The organism is Nocardioides caldifontis (assembly GCF_008087345.1).
GTDB lineage: Bacteria > Actinomycetota > Actinomycetes > Propionibacteriales > Nocardioidaceae > Marmoricola_A > Marmoricola_A caldifontis.
Genome location: NZ_VHIB01000001.1, coordinates 568,556 through 587,076 on the forward strand (window position 1 = coordinate 568,556; position 18,521 = coordinate 587,076).

Genomic DNA, 18,521 nt, shown 5'->3' on the forward strand with positions numbered 1-18,521 from the left:
GGTGCGCTTGCGCCTCGTCGGGGGGCGGGTGTCGTCGACGCAGCTGCGCGCCTTGATCGACGTCGCCGAGACCCACGCCGACGGGCACGTCCACGTCACTGCCCGCGCGAACCTGCAGGTCCGCGGCTTCCGCAGCTCGCGGGGCGGGCTCCACCCCGACGCGTTGACCGCTCTGGAGTCCACCGGGCTGCTCCCTGCGCGAACCCACGAGCTCGTCCGCAACATCATGGTCTCGCCGCAGACCGGGCTCTCGGGCGGACGGGCTGACCTGAGGGCCGTCGCCGCCGAGCTCGACCGCCTGCTCTGCGCCGACCAGCGTCTCGCCGAGCTGCCCGGGCGGTTCCTCTTCGTGCTCGACGACGGCCGGGGTGACCTCCGGGACCGCAGCTGCGATCTCGGTCTGGTGGTCCTCGATGACGAGGTTGCCCAGCTGCGTGTCGGAGACGGGTGGGGGCCCGTGGTCCAGCTGGCCGGAGCACCGGGACGGATCATCGACCTCGCGCACGAGTTCCTGCGCGTCAGGGGCGAGGGGCCGACGGCTCGGTGGCACGTGGTCGAGCTGGACCGCGCTCTGGTCGAGCCGAGCCTGGAGGACCCCCGGCTCCCGCGGGCGACCGGCCCCCTGCCGTACGGGGCAGTGGCCGGCGGGCAGCACGTCCCGGTCGCGAGCGGGGGGCTCGACAGGGGCGACGTCGAGGACCTGATCTGCCACTCCTCCGAGGTGGTCGTCACCCCGTGGCGTGGCGTGCTCGTGCCGCAGGAGGTGCCGCATGGCTGATCCGCGCCGCCCCAGGCGTCGCTACGACTACGCGACCGACGGACCGTCGATCTACGTCGACTCGTTCGCGACGATCCGCCGGGAGGCCGACCTGAGGGCAGTGCCTCAGGACGCGGAGAAGCTGGCGGTCCGGATGATCCACGGCAGCGGCCAGGTCGACCTCGCTCGCGACCTGGTCGTCCACCCCCGCCTCGTCCGCAGTGCCCGCCACGCACTCGAGGCCGGTGCGCCGATCCTGTGTGACGCGACCATGGTCGCCACCGGCGTGACCCGCAGCCGGCTGCCCCGCGACAACGAGGTGCTGTGCCTCCTCAACGACCGCGAGGTCCCGCGGCTGGCGCGAACCTGGGGCACGACGCGGACCGCCGCCGCCGTGTCGCTCTGGGCGCCGTGGCTCGACGGCGCCGTGGTCGCGATCGGCAACGCGCCCACCGCACTGTTCCACCTGCTCGAGATGGTCCTCGACGGCGCTCCCCGCCCGGCCGCCATCGTCGGCTGCCCGGTCGGGTTCATCGGCGCCGCCGAGTCGAAGCAGGCGCTCGTCGACCTGGCTGGTCACCACGGCATCGACATCCCCTACGTCACCGTGCGCGGTCGTCGCGGCGGTTCTGCGATGACGTCCTCGGCCCTCAACGCTCTCGCCCAGGAGGAGGAATGACCCCCACCCCGCCCGGCCGCTTCCACGGCGTCGGCGTCGGCCCCGGTGACCCCGAGCTGATCACCCTCAAGGCAGCGCGGCTCATCGAGCAGGCCGACGTCATCGCCTACCACGCCGGTGTGGGGAAGCGGTCGAACGCCCGACGCATCGCCGCCGGGCTCCTGCCGGCCGGCGTGATCGAGGAGCAGCTGACCTACCCCGTCACGACAGGCACCACCGACCACCCGGGCGGGTACGCCGGAGCCCTGGCCGACTTCTACGAGGAGTCCGCGGCCCGGTTGGCCGCCCACCTGGACGCCGGTCGGGACGTGGTCCTGCTGGCCGAGGGCGACCCGCTGTTCTACGGCTCCTACATGTACATGCACGATCGGCTGGCGGAGCGCTACGCGACCGAGATCGTGCCGGGCGTACCCGCCTTCCTCGCGGCCACCGCCACCGTGGCCTGTCCGCTGGTACGGCAGACCGACGTCCTCACGGTGCTGCCCGGAACGATGCCCGAGCCCGAGCTGGCGCGCCGGTTGGCGGGCACCGACGGCGCGATCATCATGAAGCTCGGTCGCACCTTCCCGGCCGTCCGGCGGGCGCTGGAGGCGGCAGGCCGTCTCGACCACGCGCTCTACGTCGAGCGCGCCTCGATGCCCGAGCAGCGCTGGCTCCCGGTGGCCGAGGTGGATGCTGACTCCGTGCCGTACTTCTCGCTCGTCGTCGTCACCGGCGACTCGCTCAACGGTCGCCGCTCCCGGAGCCAGGAGCAGCAGGTTGCTGCCGAGGCGGTGACCGGCTCGTCGGCCGAGGTCTTCGTCGTCGGCCTCGGTCCGGGGCCCGAGGAGTGGCTGACCCCCGAGGCGTCGGCCGCGCTCGAGGCGGTCGACCACGTCGTGGGCTACGGGCCCTACGTCGACCGAGTGCCTCAACGCGTCGGGCTGGTCCGGCATGCGTCGGGCAACACCGTCGAGGTGGACCGGGCCCGCCACGCCCTCGAGCTCGCGAAGGCGGGGGAGCGCGTCGCCGTGGTCTCCGGCGGTGACGCGGGCGTGTTCGGCATGGCGGCCGCGGTCTTCGAGGCGGCGGAGGACCCGTCGTACGCCGAGGTGCGGATCCGCGTGCTCCCCGGGGTGAGCGCCGTGCAGGCGGTCGCCGCCCGCGCGGGGGCGCCGATCGGGGCGGACTTCGCGGTCGTCTCGCTCTCCGACCGGCTCAAGCCGTGGCCGGTCGTCGAACGGCGGCTGCGCGCCATCGCCGATGCGGACCTCGTGCTCGCCATCTACAACCCCGCCTCACGCTCTCGCACCGAGCAGATGGCGACCGCGCAGCAGGTCCTGCTCGAGCACCGCAAGCCGGACACCGTCGTCGTCGTGGGCCGCGACATCGGTCGGGCGGAGGAGTCGCTCACGATCACCACGCTCGCCGACCTCGACCCGGCCGCCATCGACATGAAGTGCTTGCTGATCGTCGGCGCCGCCTCCACCCGCGTCAGCCGGGCGGGCGTGTGGACCCCCCGCTTCGTGGAGGGTTGATGGTCATCCACTTCGTCGGGGCCGGACCCGGTGCCGCCGACCTGCTGACGGTGCGGGCGACCCGGCTGCTCGCCGGGGCCGACGTCGTGCTCTACCCGGGCACCTACCTGGACCCGGAGGTGCTGAGCCACGTCAGTCCCGGCGCGGAGCTCGTGGACACCCAGGACCTCGACCTCGACCTGATCACCACGCACCTGACCACCGCGCACCACGCGGGCAAGGACGTGGTCCGCCTCGCCTCCGGAGACCTGTCCGTCTTCTCCGCCCTTGCGGAGCAGACCCGTCGACTCGATGCCGCCGGGGTGCCGTGGGACGTCACGCCCGGCGTCCCGGCGTACGCGGCGGCCGCCGCCCTCGTGGGCAGGGAGCTCACCGTGCCGCTCCTCGCCCAGTCGGTGGTCCTGACCCGCACGCAGGCCCGGTCGACGGCGATGCCCGGGACCGAGTCACTGGCGGCGTTCGCGGCGACGAGGGCCACCCTCGTGCTGCATCTCGCGATCACCCGCACCCGACAGCTGATGGCCGAGCTCGAGCCGGAGTACGGCGCGGACTGCCCGGTCGTGGTGGTCCACCGCGCCAGCCAGCCCGACCAGCAGGTCCTCCGGGGCACCGTCGCCAGCATCGCCGACCTCGTCGAGAAGGCGGCCCTCCGGCAGGCAGCGGTCATCCTGGTCGGCCGTGCGCTCGACCCGAGGCCCGGCGGGGAGTCGTACCTCTACGACTCCGCCCGCGACCGCACTCTCAAGCGTCGCGCGTGAACGCCCACTGGGTCACGGTGCGCGCGGGGGACCAGCCGGTGTAGGAGCCGATCGGAGCCGCGGTCTCGACCGACAGGCGGGTGAGCTCACCGCCCCGAGATGCGTGCAGCTCGCCCAGCAGCCGCTCGGTCTCCAGGGTCACGCCGTGCACGACCAGCCGCCCACCGACCACCAGCGCCTGCAGGCACAGGTCCAGGACGCCCGGCGTGGTCGCGCCACCGCCGACGAAGACCGCCGACGGCACGGGAAGCCCCTCCAGTGCCGCCGGTGCCGTCCCGTGGACCACCTGGAGGCCGGGAACCCCCAGGGCGGCAGCGTTGCGAGAGATCCGTTCGGCACGTGGGGCGGCGGCCTCGACCGCGGTGGCCGAGCAGGTCGGATGCGCACGCATCCACTCGATCCCGACCGACCCGGCCCCTGCTCCGACGTCCCAGAGGTGCTCGCCCGGCACGGGCGCCAGCCGGGCCAGCGCGGAGGCACGCAGGTCCCGTTTGGTGAGCTGCCCGTCGTGCTCGAAGGCGGTGTCCGGCAGCCCGGCGACCCAGGCGCCGCGGGGCGGACCCGCGAGCTCGAGGCCGATCACGTTGAGGCGGGACGACCGTGCCGACCAGGTGCTCGCCGTACCGTCGGCACGCGAGAAGTCAGCGGTGCCCAGATCTCCCAGCACGTGCATCGTGCTCGCGCCGTACCCCGCGTGGGTGAGCAGCTCCGCGACGGAGGCGGGGGTGCTCTCGTCCGCCGACAGCACCAGCACCCGGCGGCCCGGCGCCAGCTCCCGGAGGACGAGCGCGGCGTCGCGGCCCACGACGCTGACGACGCTGCAGGACTCGGCCGACCAGCCCAGCTCGGCGCGTGCCAGCGCGACGGAGGACACCGCAGGGACGATCCGGACCTGCTCGGCGCCGAGCACCTCGACCAAGGTCGAGCCGATGCCGGACACCAGCGGGTCGCCGGAGGCGAGCGCCACCACCGGCCCCCCGCTCACCGACGACAACAGCGCCGGAAGCCCCTCGCGCAGCGGTGACGGCCACGACACACGTCGCTGCTCCGGTCGGTCGGGCACCAGGTCGAGGTGGCGGGTGCCGCCCAGCAGCACGGCGGCGTCGAGCACGACCGACCGGACGTGGTCGGGCACGCCGGTCCACCCGTCCGCACCGATGCCGACCACCGTGACGGATGGTGCGCTGTTGGGGCGATCGGCGGCTGGCACGGGAGGTCACGCTACTGTGAGCCCAGGCACGAGGTGCCTCTGAGGTCGAGCCATCGGAGACGGTGGGGCTGGCCGACGAGGAGAATCTGGGAAGCCGGTGAGATTCCGGCACAGGCCCGCTGCGGTGAATCAGGCCCCGACGAGGGGACCCGACAAGTCCGAAGACCGGCCTCGCGCCCGTCCATCGAGTGGCGAAGCGAGCGGGAGCCTCACATGCCGGTGCCTTACCCCTTTTCCGCAGTGCTCGGCTGCGAGGCCGACGCGATGGACGACATGGGGCTCGCCCTCGTGCTGACCACGGTGTCACCCGAGATCGGCGGCGTGCTGGTGCGCGGCGAGAAGGGCACCGCGAAGTCGACGACCGTCCGGGCGCTGGCCGCGGTCCTCCCGCCGATCGAGGTCCATGCCGGTGACCGTTTCTCGGTGGACCCTGCGGATCCTGCGGCGCCCTCGCCGGACGGTCCCTTCGGCGACGACGCGGAGGTGGTCACGCGGCCCGTGCGCCTCGTCGAGCTGCCCGTCGGCGCGACGGAGGACCGCGTCCTGGGCTCCCTCCACCTCGAGCGGGCCCTGTCGCGCGGCGAGGTCACGTTCGAGCCGGGGTTGCTGGCCCGGGCGCACCGCGGGGTGCTGTACGTCGACGAGGTCAACCTGCTCCACGACCACCTGGTGGACCTCCTGCTCGACGCCGCCGCGATGGGGCGGGTCAGCGTGGAGCGCGACGGTGTCTCGGTCGAGCACGCCGCACGCTTCGTGCTGATCGGCACGATGAACCCGGAGGAGGGCGAGCTGCGCCCGCAGCTCCTCGACCGCTTCGGGTTGACCGTCGAGGTCGCCGCCCCGCGCGACCCCCTGCTCCGGGTCGAGGTCGTGCGCCGCCGGATGGCGTACGACGCCGACCCGGCCGCGTTCGCCGAGCGCTACCGGGCCACGGACACCCACCTGACGGCACGCATCCAGGCGGCGCGCGATCGGGTCGGAAAGGTGAGGCTCACCGAGGCGGCGATGCTCAAGATCGCCGAGGTGTGCGCGGCGTTCGAGGTCGACGGCCTCCGGGCCGACATCGTCACCGCGCGCACCGCGGCTGCCCACGCGGCGTGGGTGGGGCGCGACGAGGTCACCCGGGCCGACATCCGCCGGGCCGCCCTGCTCGCGTTGCCGCACCGTCGGCGGCGCAACCCCTTCGACGCGCCCGGGCTCGACGAGGAGCTCCTCGACCAGCTCCTTGGTGACGACGAGCTCCCGCCTGACCCACCGGAGGGGCAGGCTCCCGATGACCCGCCGGACGGGACGGCACCGGACGAGCCGCCGGCGTCGCCGGAAGCTGGGAGCGCCCCCGACGTCGACGACGCCCGTGGGCCGTCCGACCCGGCCACCCGACCACCCGGGTCGGAGGTCGAACCGCCCGCGTCGGAAGAGGTCGAACCGTCGCCGTCGCCCGAGGGCGTCCCGGGTCCCGGCTCACAGGTGAGCGCCGCGGCGCCGTACCGGCCGAAGCTGCTGAGCGTCCACGGGCTGGGCGAGGGCACGGCCGGGCGCCGGAGCCGGGCGATCGCGAGCAGCGGCCGGCGGGTGGGTGCGCGGCGACCGGACGGCGCCACGGGCTCGCTGCACCTGGTGGAGACACTGCTGGCGGCCGCCGGCAAGCAGCCCGCACGCGGACGAACCGGAGGTCCGGTCGAGCTGCGTCCCGAAGACGTCCGGACTGCGGTCCGGGAGGGCACGGAGGCCAACCTCGTCCTGTTCTGCGTCGACGCGTCCGGCTCCATGGCTGCGCGCAAGCGGATGGCGCAGGTCAAGACGGCGGTCCTCTCGCTCCTGCTCGACGCCTACCGGCGCCGCGACAAGGTCGGTCTGGTCACCTTCCGGGGCCAGGGCGCGGAGCTCGTCCTGCCGCCGACGCACTCGGTCGAGATCGCCGCGGCGCGGCTCGACGAGCTGCCCGCCGGCGGGCGCACCCCCTTGGCGGAGGGGCTGTTGGAGGCGGCGCGCGTGCTGCTGCGGGAAGGGATCCGCGACCCGCGCCTCCGGCCACTCCTGGTCGTCGTCACGGACGGCCGCGCCACCGCTGGCGCGGATGCCGTGGCGCGCTCCCGGCACGCGGCTGCCTACGTCGCGAGCCTCGGCGTGACCACCGTGGTGGTCGACGGGGAGAGCGGGCCTCTTCGACTCGGCCTCGCCGACGAGCTCGCGCGGCTGATGCTCGCCGAGCACCTGCCGGTCGGCGAGGTCAGCGCGCAGACGCTCACCTCGACCGTCCGCGGGCGGGCAGCCCACATGAAGCCGGTCCATACCAAGCCAGGCCACACGAAGCCGGCCCACACGAAGGGGGTGGCCTGATGCCCAAGGGACGACCGCTCACCGTCCCCGACGACGGCCTGACCACGAGGCAGCGCCGGAACCGTCCCCTGCTGGTGGTGCACACCGGTGACGGCAAGGGGAAGTCGACCGCCGCGTTCGGGCTCGGGCTGCGGGGGTGGAACCAGGGCTGGCGCATCGGGGTGTTCCAGTTCGTCAAGTCCGCCAAGTGGCGGATCGGCGAGCAGACCGTCCTGGAGCGCCTCGGGAGGCTCCACCACGAGACCGGCGAGGGTGGGCCGGTCGAGTGGCACAAGATGGGCTCGGGTTGGTCGTGGAGCCGCAAGCAGGGCGACGCCGAGGACCACGAGTCCGCCGCCCGCGAGGGGTGGGAGGAGATCAAGCGCCGCCTCGCCCGGCAGACCCACGACCTGCTCATCCTCGACGAGTTCACCTACCCGATGAAGTGGGGGTGGGTCGACGTCGACGACGTCGTCGCGACGCTGGCCGGCCGGCCGGGCGCGCAGCACGTCGTCATCACGGGACGGGACGCAGACCCACGGATCGTGGCGGTCGCCGACCTCGTCACCGAGATGACCAAGGTGAAGCACCCGATGGACGTCGGCCAGAAGGGCCAGAAGGGCATCGAGTGGTGAGCGGGACGAGGGGCCGGTGGTGACCCCGGCCAGCTTGCCGCGCCTGGTCGTCGCCGCTGCGTCGACCGGGCAGGGCAAGACGACCGTGGCGACCGGACTCATGGCGGCGCTGCACGCGGACGGCCATGTCGCCAGCGGCCACAAGGTCGGCCCCGACTACATCGACCCGGGCTACCACGCCCTCGCCACGGGCCGTCCCGGTCGCAACCTCGACCCCCACCTGGTCGGCGAGGAGCGGGTCGTCCCGTTGCTGCTGCACGGCGCCCGCGAGGCCGACGTCGCGGTCGTCGAAGGCGTGATGGGGTTGTACGACGGTCGGCTCGGCACCGAAGGTTTCTCCTCGACGGCGCACGTCGCGACCCTGACCTCCTCCCCGGTGGTGCTCGTGATCGACGTGGCCAGGCAGTCACGGACGGCGGGCGCGGTCGCCGCGGGGATGGCAGCATTCGACGATCGCGTCAGGATCGCCGGCGTGGTCCTCAACAGGGCCGGCTCACCGCGCAACCTCACCGAGATCGTCCGGTCGGTGGAGAGGGCCGGGATCCCCGTGCTCGGCGCCCTGCCCGAGGACGGCCGCCTCGTCGCGCCGTCGCGTCACCTCGGGCTCGTGCCCGCCGCCGAGCGCGGCGAGTCGGCACGCATGGTCGAGCACCTCGGCCAGCAGGTCGCGCGCCACCTCGATCTCTCCGCGCTCCTCGACGTCGCCCGGAGCGCGGACGACCTGGAGGCGGAGCCCTGGGACCCCGCGCGCGAGGTCACCTCGGCATCCGCGGAGCGCCCGGTCGTGGCCGTGGCCGGAGGTCGAGCCTTCACCTTCCGCTACGCCGAGACCGACGAGCTGTTGCGCGCGGCCGGTTGCGACGTCGTGACCTTCGACCCGCTCAGCGACAGCGCACTGCCGGACGGGACCCGAGCCATCTACCTGGGCGGCGGCTTCCCGGAGGTGTACGCCGCGGAGCTGGCCGCCAACCGGAGCCTCCTCCACGACCTCCGCGCAGCCGTCGGAGCCGGGACGCCCACCGTCGCCGAGTGCGCCGGGCTCCTCTACCTCGCCGAGGCCCTGGACGGTGCCGCGATGGCAGGAATCGTCCCCGCGCGCGCGGGGATGAGCGACCGGCTCACCCTCCGCTACCCGGTGGCCACCGCGGTCGCCGACACGCTCCTGACGCGGGTGGGCGAGCAGGTCACGGGCCACGAGTTCCACAAGACACACGCCGCTCCCGCTTCCGGGGACACCGCGGCCTGGGAGGTCGACGGCGCCCCGACCGGCTTCGCCGCCGACACCTGGCACGCGTCGTACCTGCACGTTCACTGGGCCGGCCACCCCCGGCTCGCGCAGCGCTTCGCCGACGCCGCGCACGCCGCAGCACCGCACAGAGGATCAAGCCGTCCGCCGGTGCCCGAGCCGGTCGTCGAGGAGGTGGTGCAGGAGCCGCTGCGCCACCACGGTGACAGGGAGCTCGGCGCCGGCCTGCTGGACTTCGCCGTCAACGTGTACGACGGCCCCCGTCCCGCATGGCTCGACCGTGCCCTGCATGCCGCCGTCGACGACGCAGCCGCGTACCCCGACGTCGCACCGGCGACGCACGCCCTCGCGCAGTGGTACGGCCGTCCGGTGGCCGAGGTGCTTCCGACCGCCGGCGCGGCCGAGGCCTTCGCCCTCGTGGCCCGGTTGCGGCCCTGGAAGAGGCCTGTCGTCGTGCACCCTCAGTTCACCGAGCCCCAGGTCGCGCTCGAAGCCGCCGGGCACAAGGTCACCGAGGTGCTCTGCGGCCTCGACGACGGCTTCGCGATCGACCCGGACGCCGTCCCGGACGACGCCGACCTCGTGGTGGTCGGCAACCCGACCAACCCCACGGGGGTCGTGCACCCGGCGTCACTGCTCGAGAAGCTGCGCCGCACGGGCCGCGTGGTCGTCGTCGACGAGGCGTTCATGGACGCGGTTCCCGGCGAAGCCGAGTCGATCCTGCGCGAGCCGCTCGACGGGTTCCTCGTCGTCCGCAGCCTGACCAAGCACTGGTCGATCCCCGGCGTCCGGGCCGGCTTCGTCGCGGGTGACGGGTCACTCGTCCGGCAGCTGGGCGAGCTCCAGTCCCCGTGGTCGGTCTCGGGACCGGCGGTCGCGGCCATCGTCGCCTGCTCCACGCCCGTCGCCGCGGACGAGGCTCTGCGGCGGGCGAGCAGCATCGTCCGGTGGCGGGAACACCTCGAGCAGGGCTTGCGCGCACGGGACGTCGACCACGTTCCTTCAGCCGCACCTTTCGTGCTGGCCCGGCTGGGGGAGGGAGCTCGTCCGGCCCTGAGGGACCGCGGGATCGCCGTGCGCCGCGCCGACACCTTCCCGGGCCTCGACACCTCCTGGGCCCGGATCGCCGTCCGACCACCGGCCCTGACGGACCGGCTCCTCCGTGTGCTCGACCAGCTCCACGCCGCCGGGAACGCCCGGCACGGCGTTCACTGACAGGACCCGCGATGCCCTACGTCTCCGCCCCCTCCGACATCGCACGTCACCACGCGGCCCGACGGCTCGCTGCGCTGGCGACACCGTCCGGGGCGCTGGGCCGCCTCGGCCAGCTCGGGGTCTGGATCGCCTCCTGCCAGGGGTACGCGCCACCCAAGCCGGTGGACGACGTACGGCTCGTCATCTTCGCGGGCGACCACGGTGTCAGCGCTCACGGCGTCTCCGCGTTCCCGCGTGCGATCACCGGCGCGATGGTGCGCACGTTCCTCGACGGGAGAGCCGGCGTGAGCGCTCTGGCGAAGGCCCACGACGTCTCCGTCCGGGTCCTCGACGTCGGAGTCGACGACGACTTCGACGACCTGGACGCCGACACCCGCGCCGCGCTGACGGCTCACAAGGTGCGGAGGTCCAGCGGCGCCATCCACCTCCAGGACGCCTTGACGTCGGAGGAGACCCAGGTTGCGCTGCAGGCGGGCGCAGCCGTGGCCCGCGAGGAGATCCGCACAGGTGCTCAGCTGCTGATCAGCGGGGACATGGGCATCGGCAACACGACACCGGCCGCCGCGATGGTCGCCGCGGGGCTCGGCCTCCCGGCCGACGAGGTCGCAGGGCGGGGCACCGGCATCGCCGACGCGGCTCTCCGGCACAAGGTCGCCGTCATCGCGGCGGCGCTCGAACGGGCGGGCGCCCGGGCGGACGACCCGTTCGAGACGCTGCAGGCGCTGGGAAGCGCCGACCTCGCCGCCGCCACCGGTTTCCTGCTCGCCGCCGCGCAGGACGGGGTGCCCGTGCTGCTGGACGGGTTGATGAGCGTCGCCTGCGCTCTCACCGCCGAGCGCATGGAGGCGGGAGCGGCTGCCTGGTACGCCGCCGGCCACCGGTCCACCGAACCGGCCCAGTCCCTCGCCCTGACCAAGATGGGGCTCGAACCGCTCCTCGACCTCGGTATGCGGCTCGGCGAGGGCTCCGGGGCCGTGGCAGCCGTGCCGCTCGTGCGAGGCGCCGCGGCGCTGCTGCGCGACGTCGCCCTCATCGCCGATCTCTGATGCTGCTCGACGCTCGGCGGCGGACGCTCGGACAGCGGACCGCCCTGCCCGGCCGCTGCGTCGGGCCGTCTCTCGCCGCCTTGCTGGTGGCCCCGTCGTGAACGCACGTGTTGCCGGCCTGCTGCTCGGCTTCGCAGCCGACCGGGTGCTGGGAGACCCGCGCCGCTTCCATCCGGTGGCCGGCTTCGGGGCGACGGCCGCAGCACTCGAGCGGCGGCTCTACGGAGACTCGCGTGCGCGGGGCGTCCTGCACACGAGCCTGCTGGTGGGGGGAGCGGTCGCACTCGGCGTGCGCGCGGAACGGGCGGCCCGGCAGCCCGCGGCCCGAGCGGGCGTCACCGCGGCGGCGACCTGGGTGGTCCTCGGCGGTCGTTCGCTGGCGCACGAGGCCGAGGCGGTGCATGCCTTCCTCGCAGCCGCGGACCTGCTCGGCGCCCGGCAACGCCTGACCCACCTGGTCGGCCGGGACCCCTCGGCACTGGACGAGTCCGAGGTCGCGCGCGCGGTGGTCGAGTCCGTCGCGGAGAACACCGCGGACGCCGTGGTGGCGCCGCTGCTCTGGGGCGCTGTCGCCGGCGTGCCGGGGTTGCTCGGCTACCGCGCGGTCAACACCCTCGACGCGATGGTCGGGCATCGCAGCCCCCGCTACCGAAGGTTCGGGTGGGCAGCCGCGCGGCTCGACGATCTGGTCAACCTGCCCGCCTCCAGGCTGGCAGGCGCCGCCACGCTGCTCGCTTCGCCCCGCACTGCCCGCGAGGGTGCCGGTGCGTGGCGGCGCGACGCCGCCGGCCATCCCAGCCCCAACGCGGGGGTGATCGAGGCAGCGTTCGCGGGGGCGCTCGGCATCCGCCTCGGCGGTACCAACCGGTACGGCGACCGCGTCGAGCACCGGGCTGTCATGGGCACCGGTAGGACACCAGGTCATTGGGACATCCCTCGAGCGGTCCGCCTCGCGAGCCGCGTCGGCACCGTGAGCGTCGTCGTGGCCGCGTCGATCGCGACGAGCGTCGGCCGCGGACGACGATGAGGACCAGGCGAGACGTAGAGCACTGCTGAGGAAGCGGTTGGCGTGCTAGCGTCCGCAACGCCAGTCGTACTCACGAGCTTCGTGGGTCAGGGAACCCGGTGAGAGTCCGGGACTGACGCGCAGCGGTGAGGGTGACGGGCGGGGCACGACGCCACTGGTCCACGTCAGCAGCCACTCGGCTGACCGGACCGGGAAGGCGCTCCGTCCGGTCGATCCCGAGTCCGAAGACCTGCTGGCCGTGGACCTCCCGGTCCGCGTCACACCGCCCACCACAGGCTTCGCGCAAGAGCCTCGGACCGAAAGAGTGACCGTGACGCCCCGTCGTACACGCTTCCTGCCTGCCCTCGCCTCCCTTCCGCTCGTCCTCGCCGGCTGCGCCGGCGCTCCCGAGCCCGAGCAGCCCGAGGCGCACGCGGGGGACGCCTACCCCGTCGAGGCCTCCGGCTGCGGCTACACAGCCACCGTCACCGCAGCTCCGGAGCAGGCGGTGACCATGAACCAGGGAGCGACCGAGGTGATGCTTGCGCTCGGGCTGGAGGACAGCATGGCGGGCACCGCCTACCTCGACGACGCCGTGCCCGAGAAGTGGGTCGGGGCGTACGAGTCGGTCGAGGTGCTCTCCGACGAGTACCCGGACAACGAGAGCCTGCTCGCTGCCGAGCCCGACTTCGTCTACGCCTCCTACGCCAGCGCGTTCGACGACGAGGCGGCGGGACCGCAGCCCGAGCTCGAGGAGCTCGGCATCGCGTCGTACCTCTCGCCCTTCGGGTGCGGTGAGGGCCAGCCGACTGCCGAGGTGTCGTTCGAGTCCGTCTGGGACGAGATCTCCACGGTCGCCGAGGTCTTCGGCGTGCCGGAGCGGGGCGACGAGCTGGAGGACGAGCAACAGGAACAGCTGGACGCGCTCGAGCAGACCGCTCCCGGGGACGGGCTGGACGTCTTCTGGTTCGACTCCGGCGACAAGACCGCGTTCGCCGGTGCCGGCGAGGGTGGTCCGCAGCTCATCCTCGACGCCGTCGGTGCGACGAACGTGTTCGCCGGCCTCGCGGGAGGCTGGGCGGACGTCAGCTGGGAGAAGGTGGTCGAGGCGGACCCGGACGTGATCGTGCTCGCCGACGCCAGCTGGTCGACCGCTGACGACAAGATCGCGCTGCTCGAGAAGGACCCGGTGCTCAAGGAGCTTCGCGCCGTGCAGGCGGAGGCCTACGTCGTCGTGCCGTTCTCGGAGTCCACACCGGGAGTCCGGCTCGCCGACGGCGCGGTCTCGGTGGGTGAGCAGCTGACCGACCTCGGCTGATGCTGCTCGCGGCGAAGCCCGCCCGGCGCCGCGCTGCGGGCGGGCTGGCGGTAGGCGCGGGGCTGAGCATCGTGCTCGTGCTCACCGTCGTCCTGGCGGTGGGCATCGGATCGGTGCACGTGTCCGGCGCCGACGTCGTCGATGTGGTCCTGCGCCGCTTCGGCCTGGACGTCGACGACGTGACGGTCATCGACGACCGCATCGTCTGGCAGCTGCGGATGCCGCGGGTCGTCGGGGCGGCGGCGACCGGTGCGGGGTTGGCGCTGGCCGGTGCCGTGCTGCAGTCGCTGACTCGCAACGACCTCGCGGATCCCTACCTGCTCGGGATCTCCGGCGGCGCCACGGTGGGCGCGGTGAGCGTGATCGTGCTGGGTGTCGGGGTGGCCGGGCTGGGCGGCACCGCCGCGCTGGGGGCAGGCGCGTTCGGAGGTGCGCTCGCCGCCCTGGTGCTGGTGCTGGGGCTGGCGACCGGAAGGTCCGGCGACCTGCCCCCGGCCCGCACCGTGCTGGCCGGCGTGGCGATCGGCCAGATCTGCGCGGCGTACACCTCCTTCGTGGTCATCATGAGCGGCGACCACGACGCCGCCCGCCGGGTCCTGGCATGGACCATGGGTTCGCTGGCGGGGCTGCGGTGGCACAGCGCCACCGTCCTGGTGGTCGTCGCGCTGGTCGCGCTCGTCGCGATCCTCGCCTGTGCCGCGGACCTGGACGCGTTCGCCTTCGGTGACGCGTCCGCCTCCTCGCTCGGGGTGTCCATCCGGAAGGTGCGCTGGCTGCTCATGGTCGGCACGGCCCTGCTCACCGCCTGTCTGGTCGCCTACACCGGCGCCATCGGGTTCGTGGGGCTCGTCGTGCCGCACGTCGTCCGCCTCGTGTGCGGTCCGCTCCACCGGCGGCTGCTGCCCTTGTCCGCGCTCACCGGCGCGATCCTCATGATCTGGGCCGACACCGCGGCGCGGTCGATCGTCGAGGGGCAGGAGATCCCGATCGGCGTGGTCACCGCGGTGCTCGGGGCTCCGGTCTTCGCCTATCTCCTGCGACGCGAGTCGAGGTCACGATGACCACGACGAGCATCACCGTCCGCGACGTCACCTGGGGCGTGCGGGGACGAACGATCCTCGACGGTGTCTCCTTCGACTGCCCGACCGGCACGGTCACCGGTCTGCTCGGTCCCAACGGGTCCGGCAAGACGTCGTTGCTGCACCTCATGGCCGGGCTTCGTCGTCCCACGGGCGGCACGGTGCACGTGGCCGGCCAGGACGTCCACCGCATGCCGGCTCGTTCTCGCGCCCGCCGGATCTCGCTCCTCGAGCAGCACGCGTCGACCGGGCTGCCGCTCACCGCCCGTCAGGTCGTCGAGCTCGGGAGGATCCCGCACCGGGGACGTTGGCCGGCCCGACGCGACGAGGGTGCGAAAGAGATCGCCGGGGCCATGCGGCTCAGCGAGGTGAGCCACCTGGCCGACCGCTCCTGGCAGACGCTCTCCGGTGGTGAGCGGCAGCGGGTGCAGCTGGCGCGCGCGCTCGCCCAGCGGCCGGAGGTGCTGATGCTCGACGAGCCCACCAACCACCTCGACCTCTCTCACCAGCTCGATCTCCTGGCCGCCGTCCGCGACCTCGACCTCACCGTCGTCGCGGCGCTCCACGATCTCGACCTGGCCGCCGCGTTCTGCGACCACCTCGTCGTGCTGCGCGAGGGCCACGTCGTCGCGGACGGGGCGCCGGCGGACGTCCTGACGCCGCGCCTGGTCGACGAGGTCTACGGCGTCGAGGCGACCGTCGGACCGCACGCGCACTCGGGGCGGCTCCACGTCGTGTGGCACGACAGGAGGGTGCGGTGACCCACTCCCGGGCAGGCGTCACGACCCTCCCGGCCGGCGGAGTCCCAGGCGCTCATCGCAACCCCTCCACCCAGGAGACGGCCTCACGCACCGTGGTCACGGCCATCACGCCCTCGGGCCCGGCGGGCCGGCGCACGACGACCACCGCCACGTCCAGCTCGGCGGCTGCCTGCATCTTCGGCCACGTGTAGGAGCCGCCGGAGTCCTTGGTGACGAGGACGTCGGTCCGGTGCCGCCTCATGAGCGCGCGCTCGCCGGCCAGCGTGTAGGGCCCCCGGCTGGTCACCAGCTCCCACGCCTCGGGCAGCGCGAGGTCGGGCACGTCGACCACCCGGGCGAGCACCGGACGCTCGGCGAGCGCCGGAACGAAGCGCGCCAGCTCCTGGCGGCCGACCGTGAGGAGCGGGTACGCGCCCAGCCGTCCGGCGAGCACGGCCGCTTCCTCGTGGCTGTCGACGTAGCGCCACGCCGGATCGGGGTCCCAACCCGGGCGCTCGAGCCGGAGCAGCGGGACGCCGTCGAGGCGGCAAGCCGCAGCGGCGTTGGCGGTCATCCCCAGGGCGAACGGGTGGGTCGCGTCGACCACCGCGTCGAAGTCGTCGAGGGCCGTCCGAAGCCCGTCCACGCCACCGAAGCCACCGACCCGCACCGTGCCCACCGGCAGCCGCGGCCGTGCCACGCGGCCCGCGAGCGAGCTCGTCACGTCGACCCCGGCGTCGACCAGCCGGGCAGCCAGCTCACGTGCCTCGCTGGTGCCGCCGAGCAGCAGGAGCCTCACCGCGGACCGCCCGGCGCCAGGACGGGCAACGTCGACGGTGCGCCGTGCGACGCCAGCCCGAGGACGGCGTCGACGTCGAGATGGTGCTCCACCAGGTCACCGAGGAGGTCGAGCCGTCGTCGGCGCGCCCGCGGGAAGGACACCGTCGACGGCACGAGGTCGAGGGACTCGGCGAGGAAGGCGCGTCGGAGCTCGTCGCCCTCCAGGGTCCCGTGCCACATCGTCCCGAAGACACACCCGACCCGGGCTCCTCCGAGGAACGGCTGACCCGAGCCCACGGTGACCCGTCCGTGGTGGATCTCGTAACCGTTCGCGGGTGCGCCGAGCGCCTGCCCGGAAGGCAGCCGGAGGGTCTTGTCCACGACGAAGTCGGTGCGCACGTCGAGGAGCCCCAATCCCTCGGCGACGGCGCCTGCCGGGCCTTCGACGCCCGCTGGGTCGGCGATCGTGCGACCGAGCATCTGGAAGCCACCACAGATGCCCAGCAGCGGTCTCCCTCGCCGGACGTGGTCGACGAGGGCCAGGTCCAACCCTCGAGCACGCAGCCACGTCAGGTCGCCGAGGGTGGACCGGGTGCCGGGCAGGACAACGAGCTGCGCGTCGGCCACGTCCCTGGGGTCGGCGGTGAAGACGACGTCGAGCCCGGGCTCGAGACCGAGTGCGTCGACGTCGGTGAAATTGCTGATCCGCGGCAGCCGGATCACGGCGACCTTGTGGGCGCCCGCCCGCACGGCGCGCCTGCCGTCGAGGTCGAGCGCGTCCTCCGAGTCGAGCCACAGTGTCGGGTCCCAGGGCAGGGTGCCGAACACGCGTCGGCCGGTGAGCCGCTCCAGCGACGCAAGCCCGGGCGCGAGGAGCCCGTGGTCGCCGCGGAACTTGTTGACGACGAAGCCGGCGACGAGCCGCTGGTCGTCGGGCTCGAGCAACGCGACGGTGCCGTACATGGCGGCGAAGACGCCACCGCGGTCGATGTCGCCGACGACCACGGTGGGCAGTCCGGCGTGCCGGGCGAGCCCCATGTTCACGTAGTCACCGGGGCGCAGGTTGATCTCCGCAGGGCTCCCGGCACCCTCGGCGACGACGACGTCGAAGCGGGACGCGAGGTCGTCGTACGCCGCATGGGCCGCCGTCGCCAGGTGACGTCGACCGGCCTCCCAGTCGGCCGACGACACCTCGCCCGCGGGTCGGCCCATCAGGACGACGTGGCTGCGCCGATCGCCGCCCGGCTTCAGCAGCACCGGATTCATCGCAGGCTCGGGCGTCACTCCTGCTGCGAGTGCCTGCACCCATTGCGCGCGGCCGATCTCGGCGGTGGTCCCGTCGGGTCCCGCGCACACCATGGAGTTGTTCGACATGTTCTGGGCCTTGTACGGAGCGACCCGGATGCCACGACGGGCGAAGGCTCGACAGAGGCCGGTCGTGACGACGCTCTTCCCGGCGTCCGACGTCGTGCCCGCCACCAGGAGCCCGCTCACGACGGGGCTCGCAGCAGGTAGACGTCCATCACCCAGCCGGCAGCAGCCTTCGCCTCGTCGCGTCCGGCGAGCAGGACGGGCAGCACGTCACCCACCCGGCCGGCAACGAGTCGCTCGGAGTCGGTCCCCAGGTTCGCGCCCCACCAGATCGACCAGTCCTCGAGCCCCGCGAGGTCAAGGCTTCCGGTGAGCATCACGCACACGTTCTTCTGTCCGGCCGCGATGGCACCGCGGAGCCGCCGGGCCGTGGTGACGTGCACGGGTTCGCCGACCGCGTGGAGGACGATGCGGTGCCGGGCGGCCAGGAGCTGTGGCGCGCTGACGCCGGGCAGCACGTCGTACTCGATCGGTAGTCGCTGCGCGAGCTGCTCCACCAGCCGGATCGTGGAGTCGTAGAGCGACGGGTCGCCCCACACCAGGAACGCGACCGTTCCCTCGCGTGCGCGCAGCACCTGCTCGTACGCCGCCACCCGGGCCTCGTGCCACGCCGCGACCGCTCGCGGGTAGTCGGCCGGGTCGGCCCGGTCGCGATCGGGGTCGGGCACGGCGACGACCTCGACGCCGAACCGCTCGGCGATCGTCCGCCGCGCGGCGAGGAGCCGGTCGTCGGACGTCTTCTCGACAGCCAGGACGTAGTCGCAACCCCGAAGGGCGTCGGCGACCTCCGGGGTGACGTGCTGCGGCCCCATCCCGACGCCCAGGATGCGGATCCTCACGAGCGG

16 protein-coding genes and 2 riboswitches are annotated in these 18,521 nt (G+C 73.6%); of the genes, 12 read left to right on the forward strand and 4 right to left on the reverse strand.

All coding sequences use genetic code 11. From position 1 onward, the window contains the following. Window position 1: 1 nt before the first annotated feature. From FIP57_RS10825 to FIP57_RS10840, 4 genes are read left to right on the forward strand one after another with little or no spacing between them, the layout of a single operon-like run. Entirely contained in the window at window positions 2-778 is a 777-nt protein-coding gene (locus FIP57_RS10825; protein WP_238993400.1) for a nitrite reductase, read from the forward strand. After that, on the forward strand, window positions 771-1,436 hold the full coding sequence (locus FIP57_RS10830) for a precorrin-8X methylmutase (RefSeq protein ID WP_148573509.1): 666 nt from the start codon (window positions 771-773) through the stop codon (window positions 1,434-1,436). The genes FIP57_RS10825 and FIP57_RS10830 overlap by 8 nt, the downstream gene beginning before the upstream one ends. Further along, window positions 1,433-2,953 (forward strand): precorrin-2 C(20)-methyltransferase, encoded by a 1,521-nt coding sequence (locus FIP57_RS10835; protein ID WP_148573510.1) that lies wholly within the window; start codon window positions 1,433-1,435, stop codon window positions 2,951-2,953. The genes FIP57_RS10830 and FIP57_RS10835 overlap by 4 nt, the downstream gene beginning before the upstream one ends. Beyond that, window positions 2,953-3,711 carry a cobalt-precorrin-4/precorrin-4 C(11)-methyltransferase gene (locus tag FIP57_RS10840; RefSeq protein ID WP_148573511.1) on the forward strand — a complete coding sequence of 253 codons (759 nt, stop codon included), beginning with the start codon at window positions 2,953-2,955 and terminating at the stop codon, window positions 3,709-3,711. Before FIP57_RS10835 ends, FIP57_RS10840 begins: the two co-directional genes overlap by 1 nt. Here the strand turns inward: FIP57_RS10840 and cbiE are convergent. Then, window positions 3,695-4,921 carry a precorrin-6y C5,15-methyltransferase (decarboxylating) subunit CbiE gene (cbiE, locus tag FIP57_RS10845; RefSeq protein ID WP_148573512.1) on the reverse strand — a complete coding sequence of 409 codons (1,227 nt, stop codon included), beginning with the start codon at window positions 4,919-4,921 and terminating at the stop codon, window positions 3,695-3,697. The two genes, FIP57_RS10840 and cbiE, sit on opposite strands and share 17 nt — an antisense overlap. Window positions 4,922-4,969: 48 nt before the next feature. Continuing rightward, window positions 4,970-5,109, forward strand: a riboswitch (cobalamin riboswitch). A gap of 25 nt (window positions 5,110-5,134) precedes the next feature. Between cbiE and FIP57_RS10850 the strand changes: the two genes are divergently transcribed. From FIP57_RS10850 to FIP57_RS10885, 8 genes are all read left to right on the forward strand, one after another. Next, window positions 5,135-7,261: a VWA domain-containing protein gene (locus tag FIP57_RS10850; protein ID WP_148573513.1), complete on the forward strand. Its 2,127-nt coding sequence runs from the start codon at window positions 5,135-5,137 to the stop codon at window positions 7,259-7,261. Beyond that, window positions 7,261-7,875, forward strand: coding sequence for a cob(I)yrinic acid a,c-diamide adenosyltransferase (cobO, locus tag FIP57_RS10855; protein ID WP_148573514.1), 615 nt, complete (start codon window positions 7,261-7,263; stop codon window positions 7,873-7,875). Before FIP57_RS10850 ends, cobO begins: the two co-directional genes overlap by 1 nt. Before the next feature lie 19 nt (window positions 7,876-7,894). Continuing rightward, complete coding sequence (locus FIP57_RS10860) at window positions 7,895-10,336, forward strand: bifunctional hydrogenobyrinic acid a,c-diamide synthase/histidinol phosphate aminotransferase CobBC (protein ID WP_238993401.1); 2,442 nt, start codon at window positions 7,895-7,897, stop codon at window positions 10,334-10,336. A gap of 11 nt (window positions 10,337-10,347) precedes the next feature. Then, the gene (gene cobT / locus FIP57_RS10865) at window positions 10,348-11,382 is read left to right on the forward strand and encodes a nicotinate-nucleotide--dimethylbenzimidazole phosphoribosyltransferase (protein ID WP_148573516.1); all 1,035 of its coding nucleotides are present in this window, start codon (window positions 10,348-10,350) and stop codon (window positions 11,380-11,382) included. Window positions 11,383-11,479: 97 nt separating this feature from the next. After that, window positions 11,480-12,409 carry a cobalamin biosynthesis protein gene (locus FIP57_RS10870; protein WP_148573517.1) on the forward strand — a complete coding sequence of 310 codons (930 nt, stop codon included), beginning with the start codon at window positions 11,480-11,482 and terminating at the stop codon, window positions 12,407-12,409. 44 nt (window positions 12,410-12,453) lie between these two features. After that, a riboswitch (cobalamin riboswitch) is annotated at window positions 12,454-12,658 on the forward strand. A gap of 55 nt (window positions 12,659-12,713) precedes the next feature. Continuing rightward, window positions 12,714-13,706: an ABC transporter substrate-binding protein gene (locus FIP57_RS10875; protein ID WP_203231172.1), complete on the forward strand. Its 993-nt coding sequence runs from the start codon at window positions 12,714-12,716 to the stop codon at window positions 13,704-13,706. Next, the gene (locus FIP57_RS10880) at window positions 13,706-14,767 is read left to right on the forward strand and encodes an iron chelate uptake ABC transporter family permease subunit (protein WP_148573519.1); all 1,062 of its coding nucleotides are present in this window, start codon (window positions 13,706-13,708) and stop codon (window positions 14,765-14,767) included. The genes FIP57_RS10875 and FIP57_RS10880 overlap by 1 nt, the downstream gene beginning before the upstream one ends. Beyond that, the gene (locus FIP57_RS10885) at window positions 14,764-15,546 is read left to right on the forward strand and encodes an ABC transporter ATP-binding protein (protein WP_148573520.1); all 783 of its coding nucleotides are present in this window, start codon (window positions 14,764-14,766) and stop codon (window positions 15,544-15,546) included. Before FIP57_RS10880 ends, FIP57_RS10885 begins: the two co-directional genes overlap by 4 nt. Before the next feature lie 52 nt (window positions 15,547-15,598). On the opposite strand, the gene FIP57_RS10890 is transcribed toward FIP57_RS10885, so the two are convergent. From FIP57_RS10890 to cobF, 3 genes are read right to left on the reverse strand one after another with little or no spacing between them, the layout of a single operon-like run. Further along, window positions 15,599-16,324, reverse strand: a complete 726-nt coding sequence (locus FIP57_RS10890; RefSeq protein ID WP_148573521.1) for a cobalt-precorrin-6A reductase — start codon at window positions 16,322-16,324, stop codon at window positions 15,599-15,601. Beyond that, complete coding sequence (locus tag FIP57_RS10895; protein ID WP_148573522.1) at window positions 16,321-17,799, reverse strand: cobyric acid synthase; 1,479 nt, start codon at window positions 17,797-17,799, stop codon at window positions 16,321-16,323. Before FIP57_RS10895 ends, FIP57_RS10890 begins: the two co-directional genes overlap by 4 nt. Next, the gene (gene cobF, locus FIP57_RS10900) at window positions 17,796-18,515 is read right to left on the reverse strand and encodes a precorrin-6A synthase (deacetylating) (protein ID WP_148573523.1); all 720 of its coding nucleotides are present in this window, start codon (window positions 18,513-18,515) and stop codon (window positions 17,796-17,798) included. The genes FIP57_RS10895 and cobF overlap by 4 nt, the downstream gene beginning before the upstream one ends. Window positions 18,516-18,521 lie beyond the last annotated feature (6 nt).